The organism is Marinitoga sp. 1138 (assembly GCF_013363265.1).
Classification (GTDB): Bacteria; Thermotogota; Thermotogae; order Petrotogales; family Petrotogaceae; genus Marinitoga; species Marinitoga piezophila.
Genome location: NZ_LBFA01000016.1, coordinates 20,391 through 44,385, shown reverse-complemented (window position 1 = coordinate 44,385; position 23,995 = coordinate 20,391). Strand labels below are relative to the sequence as shown.

At 31.4% G+C, this 23,995-nt stretch carries 22 protein-coding genes and 1 pseudogene; 18 read left to right on the top strand and 5 right to left on the bottom strand.

What is annotated here, in order from left to right; all coding sequences use genetic code 11:
- The first annotated feature begins 7 nt into the window (after positions 1–7).
- From glpX to XO11_RS05990, 3 genes are all read left to right on the top strand, one after another.
- Positions 8–1,057 carry a class II fructose-bisphosphatase gene (gene glpX / locus XO11_RS06000; protein WP_014296692.1) on the top strand — a complete coding sequence of 350 codons (1,050 nt, stop codon included), beginning with the start codon at positions 8–10 and terminating at the stop codon, positions 1,055–1,057.
- Positions 1,058–1,060: 3 nt separating this feature from the next.
- Positions 1,061–1,864 carry an S-adenosyl-l-methionine hydroxide adenosyltransferase family protein gene (locus tag XO11_RS05995; RefSeq protein WP_014296691.1) on the top strand — a complete coding sequence of 268 codons (804 nt, stop codon included), beginning with the start codon at positions 1,061–1,063 and terminating at the stop codon, positions 1,862–1,864.
- A gap of 92 nt (positions 1,865–1,956) precedes the next feature.
- Positions 1,957–3,132 carry a HAMP domain-containing sensor histidine kinase gene (locus XO11_RS05990; protein WP_175418345.1) on the top strand — a complete coding sequence of 392 codons (1,176 nt, stop codon included), beginning with the start codon at positions 1,957–1,959 and terminating at the stop codon, positions 3,130–3,132.
- A 7-nt stretch (positions 3,133–3,139) separates the two neighbouring features.
- Here the strand turns inward: XO11_RS05990 and XO11_RS05985 are convergent, their stop codons facing one another.
- From XO11_RS05985 to XO11_RS05965, 5 genes are all read right to left on the bottom strand, one after another.
- Positions 3,140–3,412: a type II toxin-antitoxin system mRNA interferase toxin, RelE/StbE family gene (locus XO11_RS05985; protein WP_014296689.1), complete on the bottom strand. Its 273-nt coding sequence runs from the start codon at positions 3,410–3,412 to the stop codon at positions 3,140–3,142.
- Complete coding sequence (locus tag XO11_RS05980) at positions 3,405–3,686, bottom strand: hypothetical protein (protein ID WP_014296688.1); 282 nt, start codon at positions 3,684–3,686, stop codon at positions 3,405–3,407. The genes XO11_RS05985 and XO11_RS05980 overlap by 8 nt, the downstream gene beginning before the upstream one ends.
- A 93-nt stretch (positions 3,687–3,779) precedes the next feature.
- The gene (mraY, locus tag XO11_RS05975) at positions 3,780–4,727 is read right to left on the bottom strand and encodes a phospho-N-acetylmuramoyl-pentapeptide-transferase (RefSeq protein WP_175418344.1); all 948 of its coding nucleotides are present in this window, start codon (positions 4,725–4,727) and stop codon (positions 3,780–3,782) included.
- A gap of 11 nt (positions 4,728–4,738) precedes the next feature.
- On the bottom strand, positions 4,739–5,992 hold the full coding sequence (murF, locus tag XO11_RS05970; protein ID WP_175418343.1) for a UDP-N-acetylmuramoyl-tripeptide--D-alanyl-D-alanine ligase: 1,254 nt from the start codon (positions 5,990–5,992) through the stop codon (positions 4,739–4,741).
- A complete protein-coding gene (locus XO11_RS05965; RefSeq protein WP_014296685.1) occupies positions 5,989–7,476 on the bottom strand; it encodes a UDP-N-acetylmuramoyl-L-alanyl-D-glutamate--2,6-diaminopimelate ligase in 1,488 nt (495 codons plus the stop codon). The genes murF and XO11_RS05965 overlap by 4 nt, the downstream gene beginning before the upstream one ends.
- A 118-nt stretch (positions 7,477–7,594) precedes the next feature.
- Here XO11_RS05965 and XO11_RS05960 point away from each other — a divergent pair, with 118 nt between their 5' ends.
- From XO11_RS05960 to XO11_RS05890, 15 genes and pseudogenes are all read left to right on the top strand, one after another.
- Positions 7,595–8,605, top strand: coding sequence for a heat-inducible transcriptional repressor HrcA (locus XO11_RS05960; protein WP_014296684.1), 1,011 nt, complete (start codon positions 7,595–7,597; stop codon positions 8,603–8,605).
- Positions 8,606–9,154: 549 nt separating this feature from the next.
- Positions 9,155–9,793: a nucleotide exchange factor GrpE gene (locus tag XO11_RS05955; protein ID WP_175418342.1), complete on the top strand. Its 639-nt coding sequence runs from the start codon at positions 9,155–9,157 to the stop codon at positions 9,791–9,793.
- Positions 9,794–9,795: 2 nt separating this feature from the next.
- Positions 9,796–10,929, top strand: coding sequence for a molecular chaperone DnaJ (dnaJ, locus tag XO11_RS05950; RefSeq protein ID WP_014296682.1), 1,134 nt, complete (start codon positions 9,796–9,798; stop codon positions 10,927–10,929).
- 2 nt (positions 10,930–10,931) lie between these two features.
- Positions 10,932–11,822, top strand: a complete 891-nt coding sequence (locus XO11_RS05945) for a YitT family protein (RefSeq protein WP_014296681.1) — start codon at positions 10,932–10,934, stop codon at positions 11,820–11,822.
- Positions 11,823–11,841: 19 nt separating this feature from the next.
- On the top strand, positions 11,842–13,176 hold the full coding sequence (locus XO11_RS05940; RefSeq protein WP_014296680.1) for a hemolysin family protein: 1,335 nt from the start codon (positions 11,842–11,844) through the stop codon (positions 13,174–13,176).
- Positions 13,151–13,576, top strand: a complete 426-nt coding sequence (locus XO11_RS05935; RefSeq protein WP_014296679.1) for a cytidine deaminase — start codon at positions 13,151–13,153, stop codon at positions 13,574–13,576. The genes XO11_RS05940 and XO11_RS05935 overlap by 26 nt, the downstream gene beginning before the upstream one ends.
- On the top strand, positions 13,551–14,705 hold the full coding sequence (locus XO11_RS05930; RefSeq protein ID WP_175418341.1) for a SpoIIE family protein phosphatase: 1,155 nt from the start codon (positions 13,551–13,553) through the stop codon (positions 14,703–14,705). Before XO11_RS05935 ends, XO11_RS05930 begins: the two co-directional genes overlap by 26 nt.
- A gap of 15 nt (positions 14,706–14,720) precedes the next feature.
- A complete protein-coding gene (locus tag XO11_RS05925; protein ID WP_175418340.1) occupies positions 14,721–15,005 on the top strand; it encodes a hypothetical protein in 285 nt (94 codons plus the stop codon).
- 589 nt (positions 15,006–15,594) lie between these two features.
- Complete coding sequence (gltX, locus tag XO11_RS05920; RefSeq protein ID WP_175418339.1) at positions 15,595–17,055, top strand: glutamate--tRNA ligase; 1,461 nt, start codon at positions 15,595–15,597, stop codon at positions 17,053–17,055.
- Positions 17,056–17,060: 5 nt separating this feature from the next.
- Entirely contained in the window at positions 17,061–18,452 is a 1,392-nt protein-coding gene (cysS, locus tag XO11_RS05915; protein ID WP_175418366.1) for a cysteine--tRNA ligase, read from the top strand.
- Between the two features lie 251 nt (positions 18,453–18,703).
- The gene (locus XO11_RS05910; protein ID WP_175418338.1) at positions 18,704–20,167 is read left to right on the top strand and encodes a sugar transferase; all 1,464 of its coding nucleotides are present in this window, start codon (positions 18,704–18,706) and stop codon (positions 20,165–20,167) included.
- A complete protein-coding gene (locus XO11_RS05905) occupies positions 20,167–21,312 on the top strand; it encodes a glycosyltransferase (RefSeq protein ID WP_175418337.1) in 1,146 nt (381 codons plus the stop codon). The genes XO11_RS05910 and XO11_RS05905 overlap by 1 nt, the downstream gene beginning before the upstream one ends.
- 18 nt (positions 21,313–21,330) lie before the next feature.
- Positions 21,331–22,386: a glycosyltransferase family 1 protein gene (locus XO11_RS05900; protein ID WP_175418336.1), complete on the top strand. Its 1,056-nt coding sequence runs from the start codon at positions 21,331–21,333 to the stop codon at positions 22,384–22,386.
- A gap of 29 nt (positions 22,387–22,415) precedes the next feature.
- Positions 22,416–23,645, top strand: coding sequence for a hypothetical protein (locus XO11_RS05895; protein WP_175418335.1), 1,230 nt, complete (start codon positions 22,416–22,418; stop codon positions 23,643–23,645).
- 107 nt (positions 23,646–23,752) lie between these two features.
- Positions 23,753–23,950, top strand: a pseudogene (locus XO11_RS05890) (IS3 family transposase); the annotation flags it as partial.
- Positions 23,951–23,995 lie beyond the last annotated feature (45 nt).

The window sequence follows — 23,995 nt, the reverse complement described above, 5'->3', positions numbered from 1 at the left end:
AATTGCGTTGCCAGAAAACAATTTCGACAGAGAAATAACACTAGACCTCGTAAGAGTAACAGAAGCAGCAGCATTAACCAGCAGTTTATACCTCGGTAGAGGAGACAAAAACGCAGTAGACCAGGCTGCAGTTGACGCAATGAGAGGAATGCTCGATTACATAGAAATAAAAGGAACCGTTATAATCGGAGAAGGTGAAAAAGACGAAGCTCCTATGCTTTACATTGGTGAAAAAGTTGGAACATGGAATGAAGACGATGAAGAATTTGATATAGCAGTAGACCCAATAGACGGAACACGACTTGTAGCATACGGTCTTCCAAACGCAATAAGTGTAATGCTTCTTGCTGAAAAGGGAAAATTAGCATATCTCCCAACATTCTATTCATACAAATTAGCAGTAGGGCCAGAATTAAAAGGAATTTTGGATATAAGAAGCTCAATAAGGGAAAACTTAAGAGTAGCAGCAGCAGCATTAAAAGTGCCTGTAAGCGAAATAACAGTAGTAGTCTTAAACAGAGACAGGCACAAAAAAATAATTGAAGAAATAAGGGAAGTTGGGGCAAGAATAAAATTAATAGGCGATGGCGATATTGCAGCAGCAATAGCAACAGCAATGCCAGAAAGCGGCGTTGATATCTATATCGGTATAGGTGGTTCCCCAGAAGCAGTACTTGCAGCAGGTGCATTAAGAACATTAGGCGGTGAATTGCAGGTACAACTCTGGCCACAAACAGAAGAAGAAAAAGAAAAATTAATAGAAGAAGGCTGGGATCTTGAAAAAGTCTACTTTACCGAAGACCTTGCAGGTGGAGAAAATGTAATATTCTCAGCAACAGGTGTTACAAATGGCGAATTCCTGAAAGGAGTAAAATTCCACAAAGGAAAAGCCATAACAGAAAGTATAGTAATGAGAACAAAAACAAGGACAATAAGAAGAATCACAACATTCCACGATTTACAACACAAAACAATAAGACTTAAATCAACAGAGGGAGATTCAAAATTGTTAAGCATTGGAAATAGAAGGGAGTTTGGCTTAGGGGGAGGAATCTAAATAATGATAGCCTTTTTTACAGATTGGGGAAATGACAGTTATTACGTGGGAGTGTGCAAAGGCGTAATAAAAACAATAAACAGAAAAGCGGAAATAATAGATGTTTTGCATGACACAAAAAAATTCGATCCAAAAGTAAATGCTCATATCTTACATAGATTTGCCGGAGATTTTCCTGAAGGAACAATATTTCTCTGTGTAATAGATGCTGGCGTTGGCGGCAGCAGAAAACCGGTAATCATGAAAACAAAAGAAAGAAACTATTACTTTGTAGCACCGGACAACGGATTACTCACATTAGTAGCTCAGGAATATGGAATAGACAAACTTGTGGAAATTAGCAACGAAAAATATTTCTTTAGAAAAAACTATTCTACAACATTCCACGGAAGAGACATATTCTCACCGGCAGCTGCATATCTATCAAAAGGTGTGCCAATAGAAGAATTCGGTCCAGAACTTGAAGACATCAATCTATTTAGATACAAAAAGCCAGAAATAAAAAATGATTATCTTGAAGGCGAAATAGTATTCTGGGACACATTTGGAAACGTTCAAACAAATATTCCAGCAGAAATGGGCGATACATTATTCAAAAAAGACGATAAAATAATAATACAGATAGAAGATCAGAAATTCGAAGCATATTATGAAAGAGTATTCTCAGATGTATTGCCAGGGGAATTATTAATACACCCGGAAAGCTCAGGTCATCTCGAAATAGCAATAAATCAGGGAAATGCTAAAGAATACATGAAACTTGACACAGAAGGGGTAGAAATAACATTAAAAAGAAAAGAAGAATAAAATACCGTAAACTGCTTGGCTGGGATATAGCCGAAAAAATCTCTGTTATTCATACAGTAATATTAATAATATTCATGTATATATTTAAATTAATGGCTTATTGGTATTTAATACCAATAAGCTTTTTTGCGTTATATGTGCTTATCGCAATATTCGTTGAAAAACGCCTGTTAAGAATACTTCACAAAGGAAATGCATATAATTACAAAAATTATAATCTCCAGTATTCAGGAATATTCAGAGAGCTTGATGAAATGGTTAGAACATATTCAATACTATTAACCAAAGAAAGAGAAGGGTTGAAAGAGTATTATGACAAATTCAATGCCATATTCGACACAATGGGGGCAGGAATTCTCGTATTTGATAACGAAGCAATTCTTCAAAAAACAAATCTAAAAGCCAGGGAAATATTTCATAGTGTAACCCTAAAATATGGAATGCCATTATCAAAAATATTAATAAAATCAGGAATAAAAATTCCAGCAATAACAGGAATATATGACGTATATTCAAAAAAGCTAAAGAAAAACCTTCAAATTATCGTCAGCAAAAAAAACAATTTTATAATCCTTGTAATTAATGACATAACAGATTACAAAAAAATGAAAAAAACCCTTGAAGACTCCAGACACTTTGCGAGATTTGGTGAAATATTAGCAGATGCTTCGCACGGCTTAAAAACACCTATAGCCAGACTAAAAATGGTCTTTCAAATGTATGAAATTACAAAAGACGAAAAATATCTAAAAAAACTCGAAAACGAAATAAACAACATACAAAACATCATAAAAGAAACGCTGGAATTATTTAAAATGGAAGAAGTTATAGAAGAAATAAACATAAACAAAATAATAAAAGATACCTTAAAAATCTTTCAAAATACCTATCCAGAAATAACCTTTACCATTAAAGAAAAAGCTGATATATATATACAGAGCGATATAGCCTTATTTAAATCAGCAGTAGCGAATATAATTCAAAACTCTGTTGATGCCGTTCTCATGAAAAAAAGCAAAAAAAATATAACCGTCGGCATTTACGAAAAAAAAGACGGTTATAAATTGTTGTTCTGTGATAATGGAATTGGCATGACAGAAGAAGAAAAAGCCAGATTTTTAAAACCATTCTTTACCACAAAAGAAAACGGTACAGGACTTGGAAGCATCTTCCTCGAAAGATTCATCATCTTCCAAAACGCCCAGCTCTCAGTCAACTCCATCAAAGGCCGCGGCACCATCATAAAGCTTTTTTTTCTAAAAAAATAAATTCTTATTAATATATCTCATCATGAGAACCTATATTTATTAAAATTATTTTTTCATTATCAATAATTAATTCAATGATTATTCTATAATTCATATTTATAGAAACTGAGTAAAAATGGGATAATTTACCTTCTAATTTGTGGAGTCTTAATGAAGGATGAAAAGGATTATACTCCATTAATCTTAGCACTTTTTCATATCGAGATATTAAATCCGAATGTTTTTTGAAAAATTTTTTTGCTCGTTTCACGTATGAATCTGTAAATACTATTTCATACATTTTCATCGTCCTCATGAAGAGCATTTTTAATTTCTTCAATGTGCTTATCTATTGATGTATGATATTTCTTGTTTTTTATATCATTATTTACTTCTAACAAAGCAGCTTCTAACTCACATTCTCTTAAATAATTATATGTTTCTATTGGCAGAACAACATACTTTCCTTTTCCTCTGACACTTATTACAGCTTCACCTGTTTTTTTTATTATCTTAGCTAAAATAGAAACTCCACTCTTTTTTATTTCTGTTGCACTAACCAGGTTATTATACATTAAAATCACCTCTTTTTAGTACTAATAATAGTACTTTTTGTTGTACCATTATTAGTATATCATGATAATAATTTAATGTCAATTAAACCGGGCTCACAACATTAATGCAACAACAGAGAAAAAAAAGCCCACCAGTATAAACCTGAAAGTAATATTCTCCTCCGGCCACTTCTTCAACTCAAAATGATGATGAATCGGCGACATCAAAAACACCCTTTTTCCTCTCAATTTAAATGAGGAAACCTGAATAATAACACTCAACGTCTCAACAATAAACACAATTCCAGTAAAAATCAAAAACAACTCAATATGATAATAAGTTGCAATAGCACTTAAAATCCCTCCAAGCGCTAAAGAACCAGTATCTCCCATAAACACCTGCGCCGGTTTTGCATTAAAAAACAAAAAAACAACAACAGGCAAAACAACAGCAAAAATCAAATAAACAGGCGCATTAAACTTCAAAACAGCAATTAAAATAGTAAAAGCTGCAGAAACAATAAAATTCCCACCAGCAAGCCCATCAAGCCCATCGGTTAAATTAGTTGCATTTGAAAATCCTGTAAAAAGAAAAATATATACAAAAAAATAAAAATATCTATTAAATCTTAAAATAAAATCGCTTCCCGGAACATACCAGAAAAAATTGCCATTAACAGCATTCTCAAAAAACAAAAGCAAAACCACAGAAAGCAACAACTGTAACATAAACTTCCTCTTTGCAGTTAATCCCATAGCCTCCTTCTTCAAAATAGAGCTAAAATCATCAAAAAAACCTATTAAACCAAAAAGCAAAGCAGCTATGGCAACATAAACAAAAACAAAATCCCTTAAAAACAGAAATCCCACTAAATTCAAAACAGCAATAGTGGGAACAAAAATAATACCCCCTGCAGTAGGGGTTCCTTGCTTATAACCATGCAAATCAGGACCTTCTGGTCTGATATACTGACCAAATTGTTTTCTTCTTGCCCAGACTATAAAAATTGGAAATAAGAAAAACTCAATTCCAAGTATTAAAATTCCATAAAAAATCTCCATAACAACCTCCATTACTGCTTATTATTCTTTTCATTTAAAATCTTTTCCACAATAGCTCCTAAACCTGTGCCATTAGACGCCTTCACATAAATCAAACCGCTTTCTGCATTTAAAACATTTAACACATCATCGCTATTTCTCAAATATTCAATACCCTCAAAATCAAAAAACTCTTCAGGATCATAAAAATAAATCTTATCAAAAACCTTTTTAGCCTCATTAATAATTTCCATGTGATACTCAACTTCATCAGTAATTTCTAAAACCCTACCCATAATCAAAACCTTCCTATCAACATCCATCTTTTCAATACTCTCAAAAGCACTGAAAAAAGATTCCTTTGAAGCATTATAAGCATCATTAATAACAATTTTACCATTATATTCCTTCAACTCAAATCGTTTTTCAGGCAATTTAAAAGAAAAAATATAAAATGGATCTAAAGGAATCTCAAAATAAAGGGAAACCAGTAAAGCTGCAAGTGCGTCAATTAATTGCCCTTTACTCCAGATTCCCTGTAATGTGAGCATCACATCTTCATTATAAATATTATAAAAAACACGTGTATTGCCGTTTAAATAATCAAAATCAATTAAAACGCCATCATTATTTTCATTTTCTCCAAATCTAAAAACCTTTACATCTTCAGGATAATCAATATTGAGCAACTCTTCATCGCCATTAACAAAAACAATGCCGGGTTTCTCCATCTCAAAAACAATTTTCAACTTTTCAGAAGCAATTTTTTCTCGCTTTTCAAAAAATTGAAGATGTGCAGTGCCTATATTCAACAAAATAGAAACATTGGGCTTATACAATTTCGTCAAAAAGCCTATATCATCCTCTTTTCTCAACCCCATCTCAACAATGGAAACAGGTTCGCCTGAATAATTATTCAAAATACTTAAAGGAATTCCAATCTCTGTATTATAATTCTTCTCTGTTTTAAAAACCTTAAATCCATAGGCCAGCAAATGAGCAAGAAAATTCTTTGTGGTAGTCTTTCCATTTGAACCGGTAATACCTATACGAATCTTTGAATTATCAACGAGAATCTTAGAAGCCTCTCTATTTAAAAAATCAATTACATTATCAACAAGCAAAACCTCGCCATTATAATCCCTTTCTTCCTCAACAATAGCCTTAACGGCACCTTTTTTAAAAGCTTCATTGACAAAATCATGGCCATTATTCCTTTCGCCTTTAATAGCCACAAAAATATCCCCATCTTCAACCTGGCGAGAATCAAAAACAAATTTGCTCATCGCTTCATCACCTTTCTAAACTTTTGCACAATCTCATAAGCCACCTCATAATCATTAAAAGGTATCTTCTTACCATTTTCATACAACTGGAACTTCTCATGCCCTCTTCCGGCAATAATCACAATATCATCCCTTGAAGCAAAACTAACAGCAGCCTTAATAGCAGTGCGTCTATTCCTTATCACAATATACGGCTTACTCTTATCAATTCCTTCAAGAATATGTTCAATAATCTCATCAGGATCATCATTCTTGGGATCATCATCTGTAATAACAATTAAATCACTATATTTAGAGGCAATTTCACCCATAATCTTTCGTTTTCCAATATCCGCAGCGCCACCTGCACCAAATACCAGAATAATTCTTCCCTTTGTAATCTTCCTGGCACTTGTCAAAACCTTTTCAAGAGCATCAGGAGTGTGAGCAAAATCAATATAAACCTTATACTCCACATCGCGGGTATTCTCAACAAGCTGAAACCTTCCTGGAACACCGGGAAATTCAAGAAAACCATGACGAATTATTTCTCTATCTATTCCCATATTTCTCAAAGCAACAAAAGCTGCTGTAAGATTCTGAGCATTATATTCTCCTATTAAATGTGTGTGTATCTTATTCTCAGTTCCATCAGGCTCCTTAATGGTAAACACCATTTGCGAATTATTATATTCCACATCAGAAATAACATAATCTGCAACATTAGTAAACCCATATGTAACAATTCTGTCTCTTTCTAATGGAACTTCATCTACATTATTGCAGTCTAAATTAATGATTCCAATACCATCATCCTTAAGATGTCTGAATAAAGACATCTTAATTTCTTTGTACTCTTCAAAATCCTTATGATAATCCAGATGGTCCCTGGTAATATTGGTTAAAATAGCAATAGAAAACGGAATCTTATAAACCCTATTCTGTGCAAGAGCATGAGAAGAAACCTCAAGACAGATATTTTCAATATTCCGTTCCTTTGATAGATTTAAGATTCTGGCAATCTCATCAACTCCTGGTGTAGTATTATACGGTTCATACAATAATTCATTATTCAATTTAATACCCACAGTGCTAATAAGAGAACTATTTTTTTCAGCTTGCGTCAGAACATAATGGATTAAAGAAATAACAGTAGTTTTTCCATTAGTTCCGGTAACGCCAATAAAGTTAAAATCATTAAAGTCTATGTTATAATATGCATAATTAAGCAGGGCATAAGCCTGTTTAGTATCGCTTACAAGAATATAAGGAAAATCAAATTGTGTTTTCTTAGCATCCTCAGAAATAATTAAAGATGCATTAAATTCAATAGCGGTCTTGATAAAATCATGCCCATCAAAAAAAGTACCTTTAATACAAACGAAAACCGATCCAGGCTTAATCTTGTTTGTATTGTTGGTAAAAAACGTATAGTTCTTATCAAGCGGAAAATTATACTCAATAATCAGGTCGTCTAAAATCTCAACAATCTCATGTCCCAGCATTTAACCACACCCCTTATATTATTTCATTTCTTAACTAATTTTACACTAATATTTAATTTTTTACAACCCTTTTTTTATGTTATCATATAATTAGCACTCAAAAAAAAGGAGTGATAAAATGCCCAGAGAACTGAGCAATAGGCAAAAAAAAGTACTTTTCTCAATCATAGAAAATTTTATAAAAGAAAAAAAACCGGTAAGTTCATCGGAAATTTTAAAAAAATCAAACCTGAATGTTAGCTCAGCAACCATTAGAAACGACATGCAAAAATTACAGCACCTAAAACTCATCTTCCAGCCACATTCCAGCGCCGGAAGAATTCCAACTGATATGGCTTTAAGATTATATTTTGAAGCCATAAAAGAAAGCTTTTCTGTAAAAAGCAAAAACATAGAATTACCTCATGAATATAAATTCTATGACATAAACATAATGTTCGACAAATTCTCAAAAATGCTCTCAGAAACAACAAACAGCCTTGTAATTCTGGAGCTCCCAGACTCAAAATACATATACATAACCAGGGCAGTTGTATCCGACCTGACAAATGATTTCTATCAAATCACATTAATGACAAATCTGGGATTATCAATAACAAGAACCGTTGAAAATTATGGATTCCCGTCACCAAAAGAACTGGAAAAAATCCTGGAAACAGGACTTGTTGGAAAATCCATGCATGAAATAATAAACATCATAAAAACAAATAAAATCGAACAGGAAAGAGACATAAGGCTCATAAACCTATATAAACTTGTATATCTCCTGGTTGAAGAATTCTTTAGAAACAAATTCATAATCAGTGGTCTGGCAAAAATAATATCAACAGGATATCACACACCAGAAGAAATACTATATCTGTCAAAAATCGTAGAAGAAGACAAATTAAAAGTAGAATTGCTCTCAAAAAAACCATTCACATCAGAAATAAAAGCAACAATAGGAAGTGACTTTGAAATTCCAGAACTCAAAAATTTCATAATGTTCGAAACAGCATATAGCTACAACTCAAACCCACTTGGCAAAGTGGCATTGCTAACATTCAAATATTCGGATTACAAGCAAATCTACTCAATCCTCGGTGAATACACCTCCCGATTATCAGAAATTATATCCAAGAACTTATAAAAACTTTTTTCTTGGATGTAATGCGGAAAATAATGTGAATGAAAACTAAGAAATTCCCAAAACAGGGATTTATAAATACAGATAAAAAAATAGATAGAATAATGTGAGCGAAGGGTAATAAAAAGTTCAAGAAGCAGGTATTATAACAGTTGGAAAAAATAAAAGCGAGTGAAGGCTCGCAGAGTGCCCAAGGTAAAATTACAAACGATTTAAAAAATAAAAGTGAATGAATACTCGCAGAGTGTCGGATTATATGAAAGAAAGTAGAAAAATAATATGAACGAAGACTAAGAATTTCCCGAAGCGGAATGCAGAAAATTCGGGTTGGAAAAACAGGAAGTTTTGGAAAGCGAAGCTTCCCCAGGGAAGGGGAATCTGAGCGTGCCCGAATTTTCAAATGGAGCAAGGATTAGAAATTCTTGCCGTCTGAGAGAATATTATTTTTCTACTTTCAAAAAACGATACTCAAACCACATGAACGAACCTTTTTATGAATGTTTTCTCAATCAACAACAATAACAACAACAATAGCCTCAAGGAGGGATCAACATGGCAGAAAAAAACACAAAAAAAACAACAACATCCAGGAAAAAAGAACAAAAAATCACCAAAGAAATGGAACAATTAAAAAATGAAATAGAACAACTCAAAAAAGACCTCGAAACCAAAGAATCCGAAAACAAAAAACTCATGGAAGAATACGACAAAATCAAATCCTACGCAATAAACCTCAAAGTCGATTTCGAAAACTACAAAGACTTAGTCCAAAAAGAAAAAAACAGAATCAAAAAAGAAGCAAAAGAAAGCGTCATCAAACAACTAATTCCATTATACAAAAACTTCTCAATAGTCATGGCAAACCAGGAAAACCTTGAAAGCTTTGCCAAAGGAGTTGAAATGATATACAAATCATTCGTCTCAACAATAGAAAACGTAGGAGTAGAATTCATAAAACCAGAAAAAAATCAAAAATTCGACCCATTTGAACACGACGCAATAGAAAGAGTAGAAACAGACGAAGTAGAAGAATATCACGTATACGAACTCGTATCACCAGGAATAAAACTCGAAGGAAAAATAATAGAACCCGCAAAAGTAAAAGTTGCAATAAAACCGGTAAAACAGGAAAAACCAGAAACAAAACAGGAAGACAAAACAGAAAACGAAGAAACAAATGGAGGTGAATAAACATGAACCAGAAAAAAGACTATTACGGCATACTAGGTGTCAGCAAAAACGCAACACCAGAAGAAATAAAAAAAGCATATAGAAAATTAGTAAAACAATGGCATCCAGATAGACATCAGGAAAACAAACAATACGCAGAAGAAAAATTCAAAGAAATCCAGGAAGCATATGAAGTGCTTAGCGATCCACAGAAAAAAGCACTTTACGATAAATTCGGCTTTGTTCCCGAAGGAGGAATGCCACCAAACGGCGGCCAGAGAGCAGGTGGAGGTTTCGAAGATTTATTTGAAGACCTCTTTGGCAACATAGGAGACTTTGGTGGAACATTCTCCGACATCTTTGACATGTTCATGGGCGGCGGAACAACATCAAGAAAAAAAACCAGAACATCAAGACCTCCTGTAAAAGGAGAAGACAAATACTTTGCAATAACAGTTGACCTCAAAGACATATTAAAAGACGTAAAAAAGCGAATAGAATACGATAGATATGTAACCTGTTATGCTTGTAACGGAACAGGAGCAAAAAATGGAACTAGCTTCACAACATGTCCTCGTTGTAACGGAACAGGAAAAGTTCAGGAAGAAGAAAGAACATTCTTTGGTGTATTCGTAAGAACATATCCATGTCCAACATGTAATGGCGAAGGAAGGATAATAAACGAAAGATGTGACGTTTGTCATGGCTCAGGAAAACAACTAAAAAGAGAAAGCATTGAAATCACAATTCCAGCTGGCGTTGAAGATGGCTACACATTTAAAATTCCTGGAAAAGGTAACGACGGTAAAAATGGCGGTCCAGCAGGAGACTTAATCATAAAAGTAAATGTAAGACCACACCCTAATTTTAAACGAAAAGGTAATCATCTTGAAACAACAGTAAAAATCGATTATATCCAGGCATTACTCGGCACAACAATAAACCTCGAACTCTTAAACGGTAGTACAACCCTGAAAATCCCAGAAGGAACAAACCCAGGCACAATAATCGTCTTAAAAGGCCACGGACTTCCAGATTTCAGAACTGGAAAATATGGCGACCTATATGTTAAAATAGACGTAGAATTAAAAAAACCTGGACTCAGGGAAAAAAGATTGCTAAAACAAATAGCAAAACTTAAGGGATTGGAGGTATAGGGTTGAAAACAAAAATCGACATCAAAAAAGAAACAGTGAATTACATCATCATCACAGCAGGAACAACATTAACAGCATTGGGAATAGTATTATTCCTTGACCCATTTGCAATAGTTGCTGGTGGAGTTAGCGGTCTTGCCATTGTTCTCAAAAACCTATTTGGCTGGTGGCTCGGTCTTCAAATGTTCATTTACAACATATTCCTCTTTGCGCTTGGATTCTGGCTACTTGGAATTGGCTTTGGTTTCAAAAGCATATATGCAGCAACACTATTATCGTTTCAAATAGACTTCTTTGAACAGGCATTGCATTTAGACTCAATGATGAAAGAAATAATGCTCAATTCACAAATGGCAATAGATCCATACCTATTGAGTGCAATATACGGTGGGGTTCTATCAGGAATAGGATTGGGGCTTGTAATCTGGCGAAACGCATCAACAGGAGGAACAGATATACTTGCATTAATAATAAACAAATACTTCCATATATCAACAGGAAAAGGGCTATTAATAGTGGATACAATGGTTACCGCTTCAGCATTTTTAATAAACCCATTGGTTCCAATGTATGGTATAATCACCATCTTTGTAACCTCAAAAATGATAGACACAGTGGTAGAAGGTTTCGAATCAACCAGAACAGTATTTGTAATCAGCGAAAAATATGATAAAATAAAAGAAAGAGTATTAAAAGAACTCGACCGTGGAGTAACAATACTTCAGGGAAAAGGCGGATACACATATCAGGACAAAAACGTATTAATGATAGTTCTTTCACGTCGTGAAATTGGAGATTTCAGAAGAATAATCAGAGAAGAAGACAGCAATGCATTCATTTCCATACTCCAGAACTCCGAAGCATTAGGGTATGGATTCAAAAAAATAAGATAACAGAGGAGGAAAAAGCAAAGTGGACGACCCTACCAGTTATAAGAGCATCATAATAATGTTACTCGAGATTGTGGGATTATTATCACTATCAGCATTTTTTTCAGCATCAGAAACAGCATTAACATCCATGAGCAGGCTTAAAGTAAAAGACATGATAGAAAACGAAGAAGACGAACATGCAAGAGACAAATTACATCATTTCTTACAACATCCAAACCAATTGCTCACCACAATCCTTGTAATGAACAATCTGGTAAACATACTCGTATCATCCATTACCACTGCATTTGTAATTGAAATGATTCCAGGAAACACCGGAAAAGTTGTTGGAATAGTAACAGGAATACTCACATTGGCAATACTCATATTTGGTGAAATCACACCAAAAGTATACGCCAGAGAAAACACCGAAAAATTCTTTAATTTTGTATTTCCTGTGATTTCATTTCTCACATATATATTAAAACCAATAATATGGTTACTTGTAAGCATTTCAAACTTTTTCATAAGACTTTTTGGTGGAGAAAAAATAAGCGAGGCTCCGTTTATTACCGAAGATGAACTCATAAATTACCTTGATATAGGGCATGAAGAAGGGGTAATAGAAAAAGACGAAAAATTCATAATGAAAAGAGGACTCGAACTAAAAGAAATATCTGTAAAAGAAATAATGACACCAAGAGTTGATATAATTGCAATATCAGAAGAAGAATCAATAAGAGACTTAATCACAATAATCAACGAAGAAGGATACTCAAGAATTCCCGTTTACAAAGACTCAATAGACAACATAATAGGCGTATGTTATGCCAAAGACGTATTTAAAATCATAGAAAAAGAAGGACTCAACGAAGAAACATTAGAACTAAACATAAAACACATAATGCATAAAGTGGAATTTATTCCATTGACAATGAAACTCAGAGACGTAATGAAACTATTCCTTGAAAAAAGAACACATCTTGCCGTGGTTGTGGACGAATACGGTGGAACAGCAGGAATAGTAACCCTCGAAGACGTACTTGAAGAATTAACAGGTGAAATACTCGATGAATACGATGTTGTTTCCGAAGAAATAAACATAGTAAAACTCGGCAAAAATAATTATCTCGTAAACGGAACAACACCAATAAACGACATAGAAAGAGAGCTCGACTTAGAACTTCCAGAAACAGATTTCGAAACAATAGGCGGGCTTTTACTCGAAGAATTCGAAAGATTCCCAAGAGCAGGTGAAAAATTAACCCTCGATGGAGTTACATTTGAAATAGTCTCAGTCTCGAAAAACAAAATAGACAAAGTAAAAATAACAGTTAAGGAGGATTTTAATGAAATTAGACCAAAAGAAGATTGACCTGTTATACCAAAAAGCAAAAGATGCAATGCAAAACTCATATTCACCATACTCAAACTTCAAAGTTGGTGCTGCATTGCTCACAAAAGACGGAAAAATATATACCGGTACAAACATTGAAAATGCGTCATATGGCCTTTCAATGTGTGCAGAAAGAACAGCAATATTCAAAGCTGTATCAGAAGGCGAAAAAAACTTTGAAGCATTAGTAGTAATAGGAGAAACCGATGAACCAATTAGCCCTTGTGGTGCATGCAGACAGGTAATTGCGGAATTTGGTGTTGAAAACATAATACTCACAAACCTCAAAAAAGACCTGAAAATAATGACAGTAGAGGAATTACTTCCATACGGTTTTTCAGGGAAAGATTTAAATGATCAAAATTCTGATAATCGATGACAATCAGGATCATGTATATTTCTTAAAACAAATATTCACAGAAAAAAGAAACATAATAAAAAAATTAAAATTCGATGAACCGTTTAAAATATACAAAGCTTCAACTGGTATCGAAGGAATAAAAATGGCTCAGTTACATGAGCCAGATGTTGTTATTTTAGAACAAAAATTAAAGGGAATGTCAGGACTTGAAATATGTAAAGCATTTAAAGCTTTAAAAGGACTTGAAAAAATCCCAATAATATTTCACACAGCAATACAGGATCCAGAACAAAAAGAAAAAGCATTTCAAATGGGGGCATCAGATTATCTGGAAAAACCTGTTCAACCATATGAATTACTAATGAAAATAAAAAGACACATAGAACTATATCATCTGCAATTAGAATTGCAAAGAACCTTTGAAATTCACGAAAAAGACCTGAACCTGGCAAGAAATCTACAAAAACGATTATTACCAACACCTGCACAATACAAAAACATAAAATTCGATTATCTATATATCCCATCCCATAGCACCTCAGGTGATATGGCGGGAATAATCCCATTATCAGATAATGAAAACTTCGTATATATATACGACATCTCAGGCCACGGACTAACCTCATCATTACTATCAATAATAGTAAAAGAAGAACTTGAAAAAATAGTAGTAGAAAAAAAAGAAAAAAATCTAAAAAAAGTAATATTAGCCTTAGAAAAATCAGTAACAAATTACTTTGGTGACGATATGTATTTCACAGGCATATTTGCAATATTATCAAAAGAAAAAATCCAATATGCCAACTTTGCACATAGAGAAATAATATTTATAACAAACAATGAAATAACAACAGACGAATTCACCAACTTCCCATTGGGAATTGGACTGGTTACATCGCCAGAACAGATAACATTAAAAGAACAAAAAATCACTCCAGACACAAAAATAGCATTATACACAGACGGGCTGGTGGAATTCAGCGAAAAATTCACAACAGAAAAACTATACAAAATAATAACCCAGAACCTAAAAACACCGGAACAAATAATACCGGAAATAGAAAACGCAATAAAAACCAACCTCAACCCCCCCCGCCCCCCAGACGACATCACATTTCTAATACTATCCTGGAAACAATCCAGCTGAAAAGAGGTGCGTCTAATGTTTGAAAGATTTGCAAAAGCCTTAGATGAAAACATGAGAGAAAATTACGAAAAAGGGTTGCACGAAGGATTAGAAAAAGGATTACAAGAAGGGTTATACGAAGGAGAAAAAAAAGTATTAAAAAATTTATTACTAAAAAAATTCGGAAAAAAAATAACGCCATATATAGATAACATAGATAAACTCAACATAGAAACAATAGAATACATAACAGAAAACATATTTGGAATTAATTACGAAGAAACAGTGGAAATATTAAACAGAAAGAAAAAAGAAAAATAATGTGAATGAAAACTTGAAAATTCCCGAAAAGAAATAAATATGATTGAGAAAAATAAAAACGAACGAAAACTCGCAGAGTGCCTGATTATATAAAAGAAAGTAGAAAAATAATATGAACGAAGACTAAGAATTTCCCGCAGTGGGGATTACAGGATAGTTGGAAAAAATAAAAACGAGTGAAGGCTCGCAGAGTGCCTGAGAAAATTGTGAGTGGAAGGGGTCAAAATCACACGGATGTGATTTTGAGTGAAGACGAACATGGACGTGAGTCTGCAACGACCGGCGGGAACGAGAATTTTTGAGGATTAGAATTTTCTACCGTTTGAGCGATTATTATTATTTCTATTTTCGAAAAAAGTTTTTGAGGATCAGCGTTCGAGTCGTCTGAATAAGTTTTTATTTTTCACAATTATAAGAAATTTCACCCGCATGAATGAACCTTTTTAGGAGTGTTTTTTACGAAGCAAAAACTTTTATTTTTTCCAATCATCCACCACCACTTTTATTTTCTGTTATCACTCAGCAGAGGAATATCTTCAGAATATTCCTCTGCTGAGTGATAACAAACAACAATAAGGAGGTAACTACAATGAGTGTTAGAGTAAGATTCGCCCCAAGCCCCACAGGCTTCCTCCACGTAGGTGGAGCAAGAACAGCATTATACAACTACCTATACGCCAAAAAACACAATGGTGTATTCGTATTAAGAATAGAAGACACAGACGTAGAACGTTCCACAAAAGAATCAGAAAATCAGCTCATCGAAGCATTAACATGGTTAGGATTAGACTGGGACGAAGGTCCAGACGTAAAAGGTGAATACGGCCCATACAGACAAAGCGAAAGAACACACATCTACAAACAAATGGCAGAACAATTAATCAACGAAGGAAAAGCATATTACTCCTACGTGTATCCAGAAGAAATGGAAGAAATCAAAGAAAAACTCGCAAAAGAAGGAAAACCACCTCACTACTCATACGAACTCTTAGAACCATACAACACAGAAGAAAGAAAAAAAGAATTTCAAGAAAAAGGATTAAAACCAGTAGTATTCTTCAAAATGCCAAGAAAACCATTCTCAATAAACGATTTAATCAAAGGACCTGTAACCTTTGGCGAAGGCGCAATTGGCGACTTCATAATCATGAGAAGCAATAGTTTACCAACATACAACTTCGCAGTTGTAGTAGATGACATCACAATGGAAATCACACATGTAATCAGAGGAGACGACCACCTCTCAAATACATTAAGACAGGTAGCATTATACGAAGCATTCAACGCACCAATGCCACAATTTGCCCACGTATCAATGATACTTGGACCAGACGGTAAAAAACTCTCAAAAAGACATGGAGCAACATCAGTAGAAGAATTTAGAAACAAGGGTTACTTACCAGAAGCATTGGTAAACTACCTTGCATTACTTGGCTGGTCACATCCAGATGGAAAAGAAATAATCCCATTAAAAGAAATGATAGAAACATTTGACTTAAATAGAGTAAACTCAAGCCCTGCAATATTTGACAACGAAAAACTCAAATGGATGAACGGCGTTTACATCAGAGAAGCAAACCTCGACAGAATAGTAAAACTCTCAAAACCATTTATTCTCGAAGCAGGATTGCTTACAGAAGAACAATTTGAAAACAACAAAAAATGGGTAACAGAAGCGGTAGATATAGTAAGAGAATCAGTTGACGACTTATCACAAGTTCCAGAAAAACTCGAAATCTTCCTCAAAGAATTTGAGCTCGACGAAGCAGACGAAGAACTCAAAGAATTCTTGGAAGCAAAAGGCGTAAAAGAAACAATAAAAATAATACACGAAAAAATACTCAACGATCCAGACTGGAAAGTTGAAACAATACTCAAAAACATAAAAGAAGCAATGAAAGAAGCAAAACCAGCCAAAAAACCATTCTATATGTCATTAAGAAAAATACTCACAAACTCCTTTGAAGGACCAGACCTTGTAAAAACAATACACTTAATTGGAAGAACAAGAGTCCTTCAAAGATTGGAAAGAGTGGTGGCACAATGGTAAAAAAAATAAAAATCTTTGACACATTAAAAGGCGAATTAGTTGATTTTGAGCCTATAGAAAAAAATCATGTAAGAATGTATGTCTGTGGTCCAACCATATACAATCTTATCCACATTGGTAACGCAAGACCAATGATTGTATTCGACGCATTCAGGAGATTTCTTGAATATATAGGTTACAAAGTAACAATGGTACAAAACTTCACAGACATAGACGACAAAATCATCAACAAAGCAAATGAAGAAGGCGTTCCTTTTAAAGAAATAGCAGAAAGATATATAGTAGAATACTGGAAAGATTCATACAATCTCAGAATCCGAGCAGCAAACTTCCACCCAAAAACATCAAATTACGTTGATGAAATAATAGAATTCATTCAGGATTTAATAGACAAAGGCTTTGCATATGAATCAGACGGAGATGTATATTTCAACGTATCAAAATTCGAAAAATACGGCGAACTCTCACACAGAAACCCAGAAGACATGATCGCAGGATCAAGAATAGAAATCTCAGACAAAAAGCAAAACCCTCTGGACTTCACTCTCTGGAAAAAAACAAAAGAAGGAGAACCATATTGGGAAAGCCCATGGGGAAAAGGCAGACCAGGTTGGCACATTGAATGTTCAGTAATGTCAAACTGCCTTCTTGGAGAATCATTTGACATTCATGCTGGAGGGAACGATTTAATCTTCCCACATCACGAAAATGAAAAAGCACAATCAGAAGCAAGACACGGAAAAACATTTGCAAAATACTGGATGCACAACGGAATGATAAAATTCTCAGGCGAAAAAATGTCAAAATCCATTGGAAACATCTGGTTAGTAAGAGAACTTGTAAAAGCATATGATCCAGATACCATAAAAACATTTATACTCTCAAAACATTACAGAACACCTTTAGACTTCACCGAAGAAGGATTAAACGCCCAGAAAAAATCAACAAAGAGAGTAAATGAAGCATTAAAAGCAGTAGAAGAAAAATACGAAGGCAATGTTCCATATATTCCAAAATCAGAATACATGAAAGAAAAAATAAATGAATTCATTGATTACCTCTCAACAGATTTCAACACACCAAAAGCAATAGCTTTAATCTTTGAAATAACCAACGAACTCAACAAAGCATTAACAGAAAACAACGAACAAAAAATCCTTGAAAACTATCATCTAATCAGAAACGAATTTGGTCCAGTGCTTGGAATCTTTGAACTTCCAACAAAAGAAGAAAAATCAGCAAAAGCAGAAGAATTAATAAATGTCTTAATAGATGTAAGAAATATGCTCAGAAAAGAAAAGAATTTCCAGCTTAGTGATTACATCAGAGACACGCTCAAAAACATTGGCATTACCCTCAAAGACACACCAAATGGCACAACATTCACAATCGATTAAAATTAATCTATCACCTGATATATTAATAAGATATTAAAAAACAAAGAAAACCTTCTTCCAACTATTGAAAATTCAATAGATTAATGATAAAATAAAACACGGAGCAAAAAACTCCGTGTTTTATTTTAATATTCTCGTAAATCCTCACAAAGTTACCTTTGTGAATTTTTCTTTTACTGACTACTGAATATTCACTCAAATAAAAAAATATGATATAATATAAATACATCAAGTAAAGGAAGGAAAAAAACATGACAAATGAAACGATAAATTCTAAAAATATAGAAAAAAAAATATTTTTAAGAGGAATTAAGAAAACTTTTTTAGCTATAATTTTAGCCTCAATTGATATTTTAATATTGTTCTTCTCATTTCTTATAGTTTCTTACTTAAAATATGATGGAAATTTTTTGAAAAATCTTTTTTCTCTAAAAGACATACCTTCTATATATTTAACCTCAACTATCTTCATTCTTTCGTTTTTGTTTAATAAGCTTTATTCATTTAAAACCTATCTTTTTTGGGATGAAATGAGAAATATAGTAAAAGCTTCATTCTTTTCTTTGGTTTTATTATTGCTTTTTTCATTTATCAATAAAACATATTACTCAAGATTTGTTGTGATATATGGTATAACTTTATTTGTTATTTTAGATATGGTCATAAGATATTTTTATAGAAAAGTATTGTATAAACTAAATATCTTCAAAACAAATGTATTAATAATTGGTGCTGGAGAAATGGGGAAAATAATTTCAGATAAAATAAAAGCACATACATTTACAACATATAACATTATAGGTTTTTTAGATGATGACGAAACAAAAGTTGGAAAAAAAATAAATGATTATAAAATATTAGGAAAAACAGAAGATATAGATAAAATATTATCCCAAAATGATATTGATGAAGTGATAATTGCAATTCCAACAGCAAATAGACAAACTATATCTCAAATAATTTCTCATCTTGAAGGAAAAGTTAGAAGAATAAAATTTATTCCGGATATGTACGGATTAATCACGTTCTCAACAGATATTCAGGATTTTGATGGAGTTATGACAATTTCGGCATCTCAAGGATTGTTGAATCCTGTTAACAAAGTTTTAAAAAGAACTTTTGATATTATTTTTGGAATAGTTGGATTATTAATATTTTTACCGTTGTTTTTAATAATAGGTTGGAAAATAAAAAGGGAAGATGGAGGATCGATATTATTTAAACATAATAGAGTAGGAAAAGATTTGAAAGAATTTAAAATGTATAAGTTTAGAACAATGGTTCCAAATGCTGAACAAAAATTAAAAGAAATGTTAGAAAAAGATGAGAAATTAAGAGAAGAATTTTATAAAAATTTCAAATTAAAAGATGATCCAAGAATTACAAAAATAGGCAAATTTTTAAGAAAAACCAGTCTTGATGAATTTCCCCAGTTTTTAAATGTAATTAAAGGAGATATGAGTATAGTAGGTCCTCGTCCTGTTGTACGAAAAGAAATAGAAATGTATTATGGTGAAGAAGTGGCAAAAAGAGTTTTTGCAGTAAAACCTGGAATTACAGGAATGTGGCAGGCAAATGGTAGAAGTGATGTAGAAGATTATGATGAAAGAATAGCGTTAGATTTATATTATATAAGGAACTGGTCATTATGGCTTGATATAATAATAATTTTAAAAACAATAAAAGCTGTTTTAGATAGGAAAGGAGCGTATTAGTGAATAAAAGGTTGATATCAATAATAAAAAAATATCCTCCTGAAATTGGAGGAATGGAAGTTGTAGCTCGAGAAATTAAGCGTATTACTAAAGATATTTTTGAAGAACAAATTGTTATTACTTTTAATAAAGAAAATAAATATATTGTCGAAAATATAGAAGGTGTTGAAGTTCATAGGCTTCCTATATGGTTTGATAAATTTTCTGTAAGGTTTTCTCCTAAATATAATAGAATTTTAAATAAAATAATAAAAAATGGAGATGTTTTATTGTATCATTATGCATCTGGACAACCAGAATTATTTTTTACGTTTAACAAAAGAATAAAAAAGAATAAAAATATAAAAAAAATAGTTTTTTATCATATGGATGTTGATGGTAGAGGTATAATAAGTGATTTATATAATAATTATGTTGATAAAACATTTTTTCCATATGTAGATAAGCTAATTACAACATCTCCAAATATTGTTAAAACATCTAAGATATTGAAAAAATATAATAAAAATATAAAAGTAATACCTCTTTTTGTTGACACAAAACATTTTTATTATCGAGAAAATAATAAACGTAGTTATTTAATAAAAAAATTTAATATTTCAAATCAAGAAGAAATAAAAATAATTTTATATGTTGGAAGATTTGGAAGATACAAAGGTTTAAATTATTTAATAAAAGCAATAAGCAAACTACCTAAAAATTATAAACTTGTTTTAATTGGAAAAGGACCAAAAGAAAAAGAGCTTAGAAAATTGGTTAATGAACTTAAATTAATAAATAGAGTGTTATTTTTAAATCCTGTAAAATATGAAGAATTACCTTTATATTATTCTGCTGCCGATGTTTTTGTTTTACCATCTATTGACAGAGGTGAAGCTTTTGGATTGGTCGCACTTGAAGCAATGGCTTGTGGAATTCCTGGAATTACAACGGAACTTGGAACGGGTACTACGTATCATAATATAAATAAAGTTACTGGATTACATGTTCCGCCAATGAATGAAAAAGCATTAGCTAATGCTATATTAGAAATTATAAATAATAATATGAAAGAAAAGAATAAAGAAAAAATTAGAAAAAGAGCTGAAGAATTTTCTATAATAGTATTTAAGAGAAGAATATATAAAGAGTTAGCTTTTTATTAATTATATTGGAGGAATTTGATGAAAAAAGTATTAATAAATGGTAGATTTTTAACTCAAAGAATAACAGGAGTTCAAAGATATGCATATGAAATGTTAAAAGCTTTTGATGAACATTTAGATAAAAAAGAATATAAAGCAAAAATACAAATAGATGTTTTAACTCCTAGAAGTTATAAAAGCAATAATATAGAATTAAAGAATATAAAAATAAAAAAGTTTGGTATTTTAAAAGGTCATTTGTGGGAACAAATTGAATTGCCATTATATGCAAAAATAAAAGGATATATTCTTTTAAATTTATGTAATACAGCTCCTATTTTAAAAACTGATTATGTAGTTATTCATGATATATCATTTAAAATAAATCCTAGTTTTTTTTCAAAAAGTTTTAGAGTATGGTATTTATTTCTTATGACTTTTATTATGAATAATGCAAAAAAAATAATAACACCATCTGATTTTTCTAAAAAAGAAATATTAAAAAATTATAAACTTGAAAAAGATAAAATTTTTGTAATATATGAAGGTTATGAACATATTGATAGGATTATAGAAGATAATAAAATTATGAAGAAATTGGAATTAAAAGAAAAGGATTTTTTTCTTGCTGTTGGAAGTTTAAATCCAAATAAAAATTTTGAATTTATTATAAATATTGCAAAAAAGTTTAAAAATGAAAAATTTGTTATTGTTGGTGGGATTAATAAAAAAATTTTTTCAAAAGAAAAATATAATTTTAAATTAGATAATATTATATATGCGGGATATATTTCTGATTCGGAATTAAAATCTTTATATAAAAATTGTAAAGCTTTTATATTTCCATCTTTTTATGAAGGCTTTGGATTACCTCCGTTAGAGGCATTAAGTTGTGGAACTAATATAATTGTTTCAGATACTTCTTCGTTGAAAGAAATATATAAAGATGTTGCTGAGTTTATTGATCCAAAGAATATTAATACTTTTTCAAAGAATTTCAAGGAAATATCCGATGAACAAAGAAAAAACTTTTTAAAAAAATTCAGTTGGCGAAAAAATTCTGAAATTTTTCTTAATTATTTAATAAATTATTGAAAAATAATTATAAATGAGGGATTGAATTTATGAAACAAAAAATATTTTATTGTATGCTGTTTTTTTTCCCGGTTACTTCTGTAGTTTTAACAAATAAGATTAAAGGTATTACACCTAGTTTTTTCTTCTTTATGGTATATATATTATATAGCTTTTTTAATCTTAAAAAAGAAAAAAGTTTTTCATTTAAATTTATAGTTATTATTTTAAGTTTGTTAGTTTATATAAGTTTCCAAAGAATTTTAAATATTGTGTATGATACAGAACTCTCTAATGATTTAATACTTGTATCTAAGGAAGTTATATCAAATAATATTCTAAGAAGAAGTCAAATAACTCAGTTAATATATTTGCTTTTTGGTGTATTTTATTTTATTATTATATATAAAAATATAAATAAAAATAACTTTCTAAAAATTAAAAACACAATAAAGCTATCTTTAACAGTTTTTATGATTTATGGGTATTATGAATTAATAGGATACTTTATATTTAATCATTCAAATGTAGATTTTTTATCTAATCGTATTTTTGGAGAAAATTATTCTGCTAATGTTTTTCAAACATTTATGGGAATAAGAAGAATGGATTCTTTTGCCGGCGAACCCTCAATGTATGCATTTACTTTATTGCCGTTTTTAGGTTTTTATTTGTTTGAAAAAAATTATAAGATGTCATTTTTTATAATTTTATCTTTAATATTATCAACCTCTGGTACGGCTTTGGTTGGAATGCTTATTTTTTTTATAAGTGTTTTTATTCTTAAACCAAAAAAATATAATTTTAGAAAAAAGAAATTGTTACTATATATAATATGGATTCTATTGTTAATATATCCTTTTTATTTAATATATCCTTTTATTGAAGAAATTATATTATTTAATATATCTAAATTTAAATTACAACATGTAAGCGGAATAAGTAGATATAATAATTTTAAAATATCTATGGAATATTTTAAAGATCAAAAATTAGTTATTCAATTTTTTGGAGTTGGTTTTGGAACCATAAGAGATACTAACATGTTTTCAACTCTTTTAATAAATGTTGGAATTGTAGGAAGTATTATATACTCAGCAATATTTTTAATACCTATTTTTTATTTATATAAAAAAAAACATGGATATTATTTGATATCTTCTTTATTATCATTATATATTGTGCATATGCTTTCTGTACCAGAATTTTCCTACTTGTCAATATGGACATTTTTAGCATTAGTATATTATATAGCATGTTCGGAGAACCACCGAATTTAGTTGATAGAATTAATAAAAAAGGATGGATTTGACCACATGAGTGAAAACGAGAAAAGATACAATGCCGAATTTAAAAAGCAAATAGTGAAATTACATGAAATCATTTTTCCTTTCATTCAATAATAAAAAAAGAAGAAATATATGTAAATAATTATAAAACCTTTGAAGAAGCAAAAATAAAAATCTTTGAATATATAGAATCATTCTACAACAGAAAAAGAATACACAGTTCAATAAATTATCTGACTCCACAGGAAAAAGAAGATGAAGCTCTAAAATTGTTAGAAAAAAGTAACATAGCTTAAAATGCTATTTTTTTAGTTAAACTCAGGCTGTCCACTAATTTGGGG